Origin of the sequence: Psychromonas sp. Urea-02u-13 (assembly GCF_002835995.1) — a bacterium.
Classification (GTDB): Bacteria; Pseudomonadota; Gammaproteobacteria; order Enterobacterales; family Psychromonadaceae; genus Psychromonas.
In genome coordinates this window covers 23,949-33,971 of the sequence record NZ_PJBZ01000080.1, presented here as the reverse complement: position 1 = coordinate 33,971, position 10,023 = coordinate 23,949, and the positions used below count along the sequence as shown (strand labels likewise).

7 protein-coding genes and 1 pseudogene are annotated in these 10,023 nt (G+C 38.5%); 3 read left to right on the top strand and 5 right to left on the bottom strand.

Annotation, left to right across the window (positions count from 1 at the left end; all coding sequences use genetic code 11):
- Window positions 1-110 precede the first annotated feature (110 nt).
- A complete protein-coding gene (locus CXF74_RS22010) occupies window positions 111-542 on the top strand; it encodes a hypothetical protein (protein WP_157822430.1) in 432 nt (143 codons plus the stop codon).
- Here the strand turns inward: CXF74_RS22010 and CXF74_RS15880 are convergent.
- A pseudogene (locus CXF74_RS15880) lies at window positions 502-777 on the bottom strand (TSUP family transporter); the annotation flags it as partial. The gene CXF74_RS22010 and the pseudogene CXF74_RS15880 overlap by 41 nt on opposite strands.
- Window positions 778-1,029: 252 nt before the next feature.
- Between CXF74_RS15880 and CXF74_RS15875 the strand changes: the two are divergent.
- A complete protein-coding gene (locus CXF74_RS15875; RefSeq protein WP_101083511.1) occupies window positions 1,030-1,959 on the top strand; it encodes a LysR family transcriptional regulator in 930 nt (309 codons plus the stop codon).
- Between the two features lie 69 nt (window positions 1,960-2,028).
- On the opposite strand, the gene CXF74_RS15870 is transcribed toward CXF74_RS15875, so the two are convergent.
- From CXF74_RS15870 to CXF74_RS15855, 4 genes are all read right to left on the bottom strand, one after another.
- The gene (locus tag CXF74_RS15870; RefSeq protein ID WP_101083510.1) at window positions 2,029-2,916 is read right to left on the bottom strand and encodes a YjjW family glycine radical enzyme activase; all 888 of its coding nucleotides are present in this window, start codon (window positions 2,914-2,916) and stop codon (window positions 2,029-2,031) included.
- Between the two features lie 9 nt (window positions 2,917-2,925).
- Window positions 2,926-4,452, bottom strand: a complete 1,527-nt coding sequence (locus CXF74_RS15865; RefSeq protein ID WP_101083509.1) for a YjjI family glycine radical enzyme — start codon at window positions 4,450-4,452, stop codon at window positions 2,926-2,928.
- Between the two features lie 555 nt (window positions 4,453-5,007).
- On the bottom strand, window positions 5,008-6,456 hold the full coding sequence (locus tag CXF74_RS15860; RefSeq protein WP_101083508.1) for a methyl-accepting chemotaxis protein: 1,449 nt from the start codon (window positions 6,454-6,456) through the stop codon (window positions 5,008-5,010).
- Between the two features lie 518 nt (window positions 6,457-6,974).
- On the bottom strand, window positions 6,975-8,573 hold the full coding sequence (locus CXF74_RS15855) for a cation:proton antiporter domain-containing protein (protein WP_101083507.1): 1,599 nt from the start codon (window positions 8,571-8,573) through the stop codon (window positions 6,975-6,977).
- A 647-nt stretch (window positions 8,574-9,220) separates the two neighbouring features.
- Here CXF74_RS15855 and CXF74_RS15850 point away from each other — a divergent pair.
- Window positions 9,221-9,865, top strand: coding sequence for a pyrimidine 5'-nucleotidase (locus CXF74_RS15850; protein ID WP_101083506.1), 645 nt, complete (start codon window positions 9,221-9,223; stop codon window positions 9,863-9,865).
- Window positions 9,866-10,023 lie beyond the last annotated feature (158 nt).

Below are 10,023 nucleotides of genomic sequence, written 5' to 3'. Positions count from 1 at the left end.
GCAATTAAACGGTGTTTTTACCCAATCTATCAATAGAAACTCTCATAGAGTTGGTCACCTTTTTCAAGGTCGCTACACCTGAAGATTGGTTGTGGAGTAGTTGGCATTGTATGGTTGGAAAGCAAGAACCGCCTAGTTGGTTAGCAACGGATGCACTGTTAAGTTATTTTGATACAAAGCGGTCTATTGCTATTATAGAATATGTGCACTTCATTGAAGAAGGAGTGAATGAAAATATTTGGGATGATTTACAACATCAAATCTTTTTAGGTGATGATGCTTTCGTTGAAAAACATCAATTATTGCAAGATCAGGTTGTAGGCGATATGTCTGAAATACCTTTCAAACAACGTAGTATCACCCCATTGAGTTTAAGTGAATATTTGGCGCACTCCAAAACACGCAATGAAGCGATTGTTAAAGCTTATCAGTCGGGAGGGTACACAATGAAAGTGATTGGAGAACATTTCAAAATACATTATTCAGTAGTAAGCCGGATTGTAGCAATAACCATGCGCCAGAAATTCCACCGATTAAGCTAATCAGTATGATAAGAGGCAGTTCACCTTTATGCTCAGCGATTTCTTTTCGAAATGCGTAAGCACCACTCATATAACCCGCACATGAGGCAAAGGTATTGGTCGCATTTGCCATAATAGGCGGTATACCCACAAAGATAAGTGCAGGGAATGTAATGAAGCTTCCACCACCTGCAATGGAGTTAAGCGCGCCTCCAAACAAACCAGCGAAGAACAAAAAAAATAGTTCAAATGACATCATTAATCATAAGCCTGTGAGCATTTAAGTGGATCCGACGATAACACAGTTTGATTAAGCTCAATAGTACCGAGAAGAGTCACTTTTTGTTAGCCCACGATTTTACTGACCAGTTCAGTGATCAGAGAAATAAAGTGAATTGGCTGATGATTATCTTTAGATAATCAATAACTAAGGGCTATCATTGTTATTTTTAATCACATATTGCTCTACAATATGGCTCTATTTTAATAATGCGCACACTGGACCGATATGGATCTCATTCAACTCTCTCGTATCAACTTTAAACACCTCGCGGTATTACATGTCATGTTGTCTACTCACAGTGTCACTCAAAGTGCGGGCATATTGTGTATGAGCTCATCGAGTGTGAGTAAAAATCTGTCGCAACTGCGTAGCTTATTAAAGGATGAACTATTTTATCGTGATGGCACTCAGCTTGTTCCCACTCCTTATGCACTAAAAGTAGGGCCGACGGTGCACATGATTATCAACAATATGAACGGCTTATTGCATCAAACGGGATTTGAAGCACAGCTGTTCACTGGTAAATTTGCTTTATCAATGCGCGAAAGTACCTTTGAAATTTTTGCGCCCGCGATCAGCGAGATACTCTCTCATCAGGCGCCAAATGCTCAGGTAGAGATTCATTCTAAAGAGCAGTTTGGTTTTGATGCCTTGTTGAGTGGACAAGTGGATGTCATTATTTTACCCCACGATAAAAGCCAGCCGCCGAGCAACGAGAAACAGTTGGTATGGGAAACGCTGATAGAAGATGAAATGATTTGTGTTATGCGCTCAACTCATCCATTAGCAAAGCAAACATTAACGATCGAAAATTATTTGGCGTATAAGCATATTGGTATTTTTGATAAAGAGCTTAATCAACCCTATTTTGAGCAGTTGCTTAAGCAACAATATCACGAGAGAGAGACGGTTATTTCTGTTGCAGACTTTGGCAGTGCCGCCACTATTTGCCAGCAATCTGATTTCTTATTTACTTGTTCTAAAAAGTGGTTTGAAGTGGCCAAACAGGCGCAGGGATTAATTGAAAAACCATTACCCTTTGACTACGGACAAGTTGCGTATAGCATGGTGTTCAATAAACTAGCACGAAATGACCAAGCTTTAAGTTGGTTATTTAATAACATAAAAGAGGCCTTAAAACAGCCGGATAGCTAAGTCATTTATTGGTCTCGCCAGGCCTCTACAAAATAGGTTCTTATAAAGCAGGTTTTAATCAAAAATGGATTACAGGTATACCGAGGGTAACAACACATTACGCCCTAAGCGTGCGACTAACTTCTCACTGAACTGTCGCATCTGTTCCTTTGTACATTTATCCCACGTTAAACCTTCGCCGATCACACCGTGATGCTGAAAGGCATTAATGCGGATATTTACCTGTGCGGGTAACTGATTCAAATAGGTGGCAAGGGCATCTATTTCGGTTAATAAATCGGTTTTGTTAGGAATATAAAGCAAGCGTACTTCATAAAGTTTATCTAAACTTGCGAGTTTATTAATGCTTTCAATAACCCGTTGGTTACCTCTGCCGACCAACCATAAATGGGTTGTATCCAGCCACGCTTTTAAGTCGATCATGGTGCCATCAAGATAAGGTAATAGTTTATCCCAACCCTGCTCAGATAAACTGCCATTACTGTCAACAAAACAGCTTAAGTGAGACAGCTTTGCAGATGCTTTAACCGCTTTAAAGAACTCGATGATAAAGCCTAACTGCAATGTGGCTTCGCCCCCAGATAGGGTGATGCCACTTAAAAAAGCATGGTGTTTATCTACGAGTTCAATCATCTGCCTAACCGATGTGGTGGTTATTTTTGGCGTAGAGTGATTGGGGCAGACTTCAATGCATTTATCACATTCGCTACACAGTGATTTGTGCCATTTCACTTTACCCTTTTCGAGTGTCAGTGCACCCGTTGGACAAGATGAAACGCAGTCACCACAATCGTTACAATGATTGATGGTCTGTGGATTATGGCAAGAAATACAATCGAAGTTGCAACCTTGTAAAAAAATCACAAGGCGGTTACCCGGACCGTCGACACAGGAAAAAGTCAGTACTTTACTGACCATTGCCTTTTTATCGAAATTAATCGTATCTGATTGAATCATGAGTTGTTATTAATTGGCATAGGTTGGGCTGACTTCTAGCGCAGCAACACGGGGTTTACGATCTAGAATCCCTGTGTTTTTTGCCGCTTCTGCGCCTAAGAACGTTGTATTAGTACGTGAACCTTGCGTATCAAATTTAGCAATGTCCGAGAGCTTAACCATGTAACCCGTCACACGGACTAAATCATTGGAAGCCACGTTCGCAGTAAACTCTCGGTAACCCGCTTGTAGCGCGCCTTTTGCTAAATTATACATGGCTAAAGGATTTTCTTTAACGGTTTCGTCAATGGTTAAAATATCACTGATTCCAGCAGTATAATATTGATGATGAGTGGCGGTGGATTGCACATAAGCCACTGGATCGGGTTCTGTACCATAAGGAATTCTGACACCGGGAGTAACGTCTTTATCTAAACTAATACCGCCTTGTGCATGCAATAAGGCTTTACCATGGTAACCATACTTTACCTCGGTGCTTTCCACGATATTAGCAAGTTGTTCTGAAATCGCATATGCAAGTTGATTCGCATATTCATCATGGCCATAAATAGCTTTACCATTATCTTTTTCTATCAGAATATTGACCGCTTCGGCCATACCAAAGATACCAAACATAGGCGCAAATCTGCTTTCATCGATAAGTCCTTCAGTGGTTAAAAAACCTTCAAAAAAGTGTGATTCTTCATGCAAAAACGCACTGCGTGTTTCAATTAAATCAAACATAATGGCGCAATATGCAGGTAATACTGACAGGATAAAATCGTTTTTACCCTGTGCTTTTTTGGCCACTTCTTTGAGGTTCATACGTACTAGCGTGTTGGCCCCACCAGCCAGCGGTAAAGCGTTATAACAACTTACAATACCAAAGCCCGTATTATCATAAGCTTGCGCGTGAATAGGGTAGTTTGCAATATGTGGTTTACTACAGGCACAAATATTATTAGTGGCTTGACGAAGTAGGGTGTCGGGCGTGATTTGTGGGTCATACATAAAGGTTAAATTAGGTGCTATCTGTTTTAGCTCAGCATCAACACGTAAAATAGTACGGCAAATAATATTATCCGCAGGGCCAATATTCACGTGCATAAAGGCATCGGGTAGAGTGCGATCTAACATGATCCAAAAGAGCTTTATTTTTTGATAGATCTGTTGCTCATTAAGGTCAGCAATGTAGGGCATTAGTGCACTATCGAGATGACCAAGATAAACGGGGATTGAAGTAACAGAAGGCACATGATTGTATAAAATAGTCAGTAAATTTAATGCTTCATCAAAGTTTGTTGCCGCATTTAATTCAAGGTATTCAGAGCCTTGTGCTAAAAACTTTGCATAATCAGGTAAAACATAACGTGGTTTGAAGGGCGCATGCCCCTCAAACATATCACACAGAATACCCGCATCGAGCGCTTGTTGCGCTTTAGTATTGATATCCAGATAGGGAAGGCTTGCTTCGGCCTCTAAGGCTAAATAGTGCGACTTTTGTTTTGCTGATAAATGGCTGTCAGTAATGATGTTGTAGAGGCGTTTCTGAGTCATGTCTTTTAATCCCTATTTAATGTGTGTGTTTTATTCTAAGTGAATCTCTATGATTTCTGTTAGTGAAATTAATGGAAATAGTTATTTCTATTTTGGAACTGCTGAGAGTAAAAAGGAATTAACTGGAATGAAAAAAGCAGTGATGCTTTGAGGGAAGCCACGTGTTAAGACTGACCTTAACAGCAAGGGCAGTCTGTTCTGTTCTACACTGTTATTTTGAACTGTTATTTTTCTATATTATTTACTGAGTGGCTCATTATCGCTGACTATTTATGTGCGCGACTCATACGCCGAGTCAAGATTGACGACGAACAGTCAATAGATCATGAAGCGCAGTTGTGGCTAAGTAAAATTGGCCACCGTTTTATAAACCTCTAAGGCGTGTTGGGGCACATAGCTGCTTAGGGATTTTTATCCATTAATCTGTTGGTATTAGCCCATTTCAACTTAAGAAAGGTAAAAGGCAAGACGCGACTCATTAGTACGACCCCATTAGTATTATCATAAACAACTGGTTTAGACCGTAGCGGGAGGGACTTGCTTTTATCTATAATGTTAACTCAGTTGGTATTCTTTTAAGATTCCTTCAAGTGCCATTGATGATTGGCTTAGGTCAGAGGCTAATACTAATGAGCGTTGTGCCGCTTGTTTGATAGGTTGTGATTGAGTGCGAATATCGTTGAGTTGTATGGTGATATCTCGCGCTGTGACACTTTGCTGTTCAGCAGATGCTGCAATTTTAGAACTCATATCAAAGACATTGTTAGTTGAGTTAGCCATTGTGTCAACATCATCACCCACTGAAATAATAGCGCTACGGCCTTGGTCTACATCATTGACTATTTCATTGGTGACACTAGAAAGTATGTTTGAGTCTGATTGTAAATCTTCAATCATGGATTTTATTTCTACGGTTGCTTTTTGAGTGCGACCCGCTAGTGTCCTTACTTCATCTGCCACTACAGCAAAACCTCTACCTTGCTCACCAGCGCGAGCCGCCTCAATTGCCGCATTTAATGCGAGTAGATTTGTCTGCTCTGAAATAGAGTTTATAGTGGTAACAACAGCATCAATTGCGACTGTGTTATGTGATAGTTGTGCGACAGATTCAGAAACTGAATGTATTTTTTCGACTAAGCATGTGATATTGACAACCGTCTCTGAAATCTGCTGCTTACTGGATTCTGCCTGATTGGAGTTGTTTTTTGTTTGCCCTGATGTTTCGGCCGCATTACGTGATACATCTTCAATTGCAGCTGTCATCTGCTCCATCGCAACAGTGGCAGTATCTAAAAATTGATGCTGAAGATTAATCAGCTCTTCACTTTGTAGGGCTTGTTGATTAAATTCGTCAGCGGCTTGTGAAAGGGTGGTTGCATTTTTTCCGATAGCGATAACCATCTCACTCATATTATCGGCACTACGATCGATTTCGGTTGCAATCAGGCTAAAATCGTCGACTCCAAAAAAATTTAAGCGTTGTGACAAGTCACCATCAGCTAAGCGTTTGATTGCTGAATGCATGTCCCATAATCCTCCACCAAGCGAGGTTGATGTCCAGTAGCTTAATTGGAAAAGAGGTAATAAACCCAATAAAGCAACCCATAACATTATATAGGCCTTATCTAATGCGGGTTTTTCCCACTGGCTAACATCGTGACTCCATTGTAGATATTGATTACCAACGGCTGATGAAACGGTGAGCACTTGGCCTTGAGAAGAGGATGTTAATTGCTGACTCAGCTGTAGTCCTTGTTGCTTGGAAAATTGTGATAGTGCTTCCCCTGTTAGCTCCTGTTGTAATGCAACTTTTGCAAAGGTATCAACCATCGACTGCGCTCTTTCTTGGGAGCTATTTGTGGTTTGCTGTTTTACTGCATTTAAATTTACCATTGCTACTGCCGTGGTAATGATTGTTACCAGTGTGCAAAGTACGAAAAATTTACCATTTAGGCTTAGTTTTATCATTAGGGCATCTATTTTTCTAAATTCGATCTGTTTCATATTTAGTACCAGGGTAAATTGGACGGAAAATGATTGTGAGCGTTTACTTACTTTTTTAGAACATGAACAAGCTATTTTTTGTTTATCTAATTATTTTAATTCATAAGAAATTCAACTGATAATCAATAGCTAATTTTTCAGGATTGATTATCACCACTCAGAGTTATTCAAAAAATTGATGAGTCTCTGGCTTATGAATATGGCATTTTTTAATGCTTAATTGAATGCGAGTATATTTATTAAACATCTTATAAAAGGAGAGCTGAGTCGATAGAATGAATTTTATTGAGTAATCGTCGCAAACAATTACATAATGTGTTGTTTATGTTTCAGTCCATTCATGTTGTATAGATTTAGACAAGGTGTGACTGAGTAATATTAGCCACACCTTTATAGCTTTCTGTGGTGCTTCGGGGCAAAGCGAGACAGAAAAAAATGATTTAACACTAACTTAGTGGCCAAAATTACTTAACCACAGCAGCAGCCCTAAACGTGCATCAGAATTATGTTAAGAGACGCTAATATTCGCTTTGTTTTACTAACAGTGTCGCAGTTTCATGGTGTGCATGCACAAAGGATTTAATATTAAGATGTGCTAGCGCCTGTTGTTCATCAAGGGTATTTATTTTAACGATGAGGTTTGCTTGTGGATGATAATCGAGCACGGATTCACAGATTATTTTTTTATTTTTTAAGGAATTAACGGTTAAAATAATACTAGAAGCGTGTTCTATTTTGAGTGATTCTAATACTGGCTGTTTATCTAAATGGCCAAAATAGGCTTTATATTCTCGTTTTTTAGCCAGTAGAACATGCTGTAAATTATCTGAGATCATTATAAAGTTACAGTCTTTATTTTTTAATTCTTTGGCAACAATTTGACCTAAAGTATCAAAGCCACAAACAACGGTATGCTTGCTGATTTTAACCGGGGATATTTTGTCGGCTTGATAAAATTCAGTGACAAAGAGAGAGGCAAGTTTATAAATATTGTTGACCATAAAGGGCGTTATTATCATCGATAATACGGTCACTAAGATAAGAAAACTGCCTAATTCTTGAGACAGTAAGTTTTCACTGCTGGCCAGTGCAAAAATAGCAAAAGAAAACTCTCCTACCTGACACAGTGCAATCGCTGATTTAATAGCATCACTTTTACTCGACTCTTTTCTTATTAAACAATAGATAACCACGGCTTTTATCAGCATGGCTAAAATTAACACACCAGAGACTAGGTATAAGTTACTTAGAAAATAGTAAACATCAATTTTGGTACCAATGGAGAAGAAAAAAGCACCTAACAACAGGTCTTTATAAGAGGCTATATCTGACTCTACTTTTACATGAAAGTGGCTTTCAGCAATGATCATACCGGCAATAAAGGCGCCTAATGAGTAGGTAAATCCCATCTCATGCGCCAACAGTGATGCGCACAGTACAATTGTTAGTACCGAACCTAGAAACAGTTCTTCCATTTTTGCTTTGCTAGAAAAATGTAATAACCATTCGATGATTTTCTTACCGAGGGTAAACATAAATATGATCACTAGGCTGGCATAAACTGATGTTTTTAATAACACGTCACCTACCGATAATCCCTCTTTGGCTAAAAAACCAATCAGCAATAAAATAGGGATCACCGCTAAATCTTGGAAGATTAAAATCGCGACTGACTTTTCACCATAAGGGGTGACAATATCTTTGGATTTTTTTAAATAGGTGATAACGATAGCTGTTGAAGACAAACTAAAAGCGAGTGCAATAATAATGGCAGAGGTGATGTCGAGCTTTATGGCGTAAAATGCGATCAGAAAGATAATCAGCGCGCTGACTGTTACCTGTATAAAGCCATTAATAAATATAATTTTTCTGAGTCTTTTTAGTTTAGAAAAAGACATCTCTAAACCAATGGTAAACATTAAAAAGACAATCCCAAACTCACCAATAAGCTCTAATGATGTGAGGTCTGCATTGCCATTAAAATCAAAAATATTACTAATAATCGTACCGGTGATGATGTAACCCACGATATGTGATATCGCGAATTTAGTGAGTACGATATTTAACAAGCTGGCGATCGCTAATGAGATAGAAATTATAATGAGTATCGAGTCCATTGAGTTCCTTATGATAATGACGGATAACATTCTACTAAACAAAGCATAGTATGTACCAAAACGTCGTATTTTAAGAAACTAAATTTAAATCTTTATATTTCAGTTGCTTAGTTTGTTTTGTTAGGTGTTTTTTGTTTTTAAATCGGTGGATATCAATAATTTGCACCATATGAGTGCAATCGAAACACTATAAGTAAGCACTGTTGTTGAGGGCTTAACCATTTATTAGAAGTGAAAAATAGCTTCAAGTCGCCGTGAGTGAAGCATTAATAGTAACTAAAATAGTTAACCCTGTTATTAGAGGGCTGTTTTCTATCTTTATATGCTAACTCTGTTATTTGCTTAGCATCTATCTAAATGGGGGACTGGAAGTAGATTGGCATAGCCATATATTGGTTGTGTAAAATTAAGCCGTTAATACTTTGGGTCTTTGGGCATCTTTGAACACACCTTAATCATTTTAAAAACGGTACCACCAGGCATATAAACCACTGCCCTATAGGGCGTTCTTAGAAGATAAATAACTATCGATTTTATACTGTGCTAATTAACGCTATAAGGCATTTTCTAAGCTATTTTCAAGTGTTGAGCTTGTACGAGAAACAGTGATAATATCGCTCTTTACCGATAACCAAAGAGGTTGCCTTTTGAATTCGTTATTAGAGCGTGATGTCCATTTATTTGATCTTGATAATACCTTATACCATCCTAAAAATGCCATTTTAGAGCAAATAGGGCCCAGAATGCGTAACTTTATAAGCCATGAGTTAGGTATTTCGCTTGAAGCGTCTAGTACGCTCTGTAGTGACTATTATTTTCGTTATGGTGGCACAATAAGAGGCATTCAATTGCACTATCCCAGTGTCGATTTGAATAAATTTTCAGAATTTTCTCACCAGGTAGAGTTAGATAATGTCGAAAAAGCAACCAAGCTTAAAGACGCATTACATGCATTTAAGAAATCACGTTATGTATTTACCAACTCACCACTGCCTTATGCAACAAGAGTGTTAAAGCATATTGATTTATATGACTGTTTTGATGGAATTTTTAGCGTAGAGCTGACCGGTTACAAAATGAAGCCTGACCCACATGCCTTTAATAAAATTTGCCAACACTTTGATTTTGAAGCTTCTGACGCTGCTTTTTACGATGATCAGCCGTCCAATATTGCGACTGCAAAAAAACTAGGCATGCGCACCATTCTAGTAAACAGAGATGATATTGAGCACCATGATGCTTGTTATAAAACCGAAGACCTACCTAGTTTTGTTGCCTCGTTAATAAAGTGATTCCCTTGAGGATTGAAATCGATGATAACGTCGCTGTTTTCAACCCTAATAGCTAAGTATTACTCAATCAAACGCCTTGTTAGCGCCAATTTTTCTTATGTAAGTTTAGGCCATTAAGTAAGCTGAAGAATGTAAATGAAGCGGTTTGAATAGAGAGA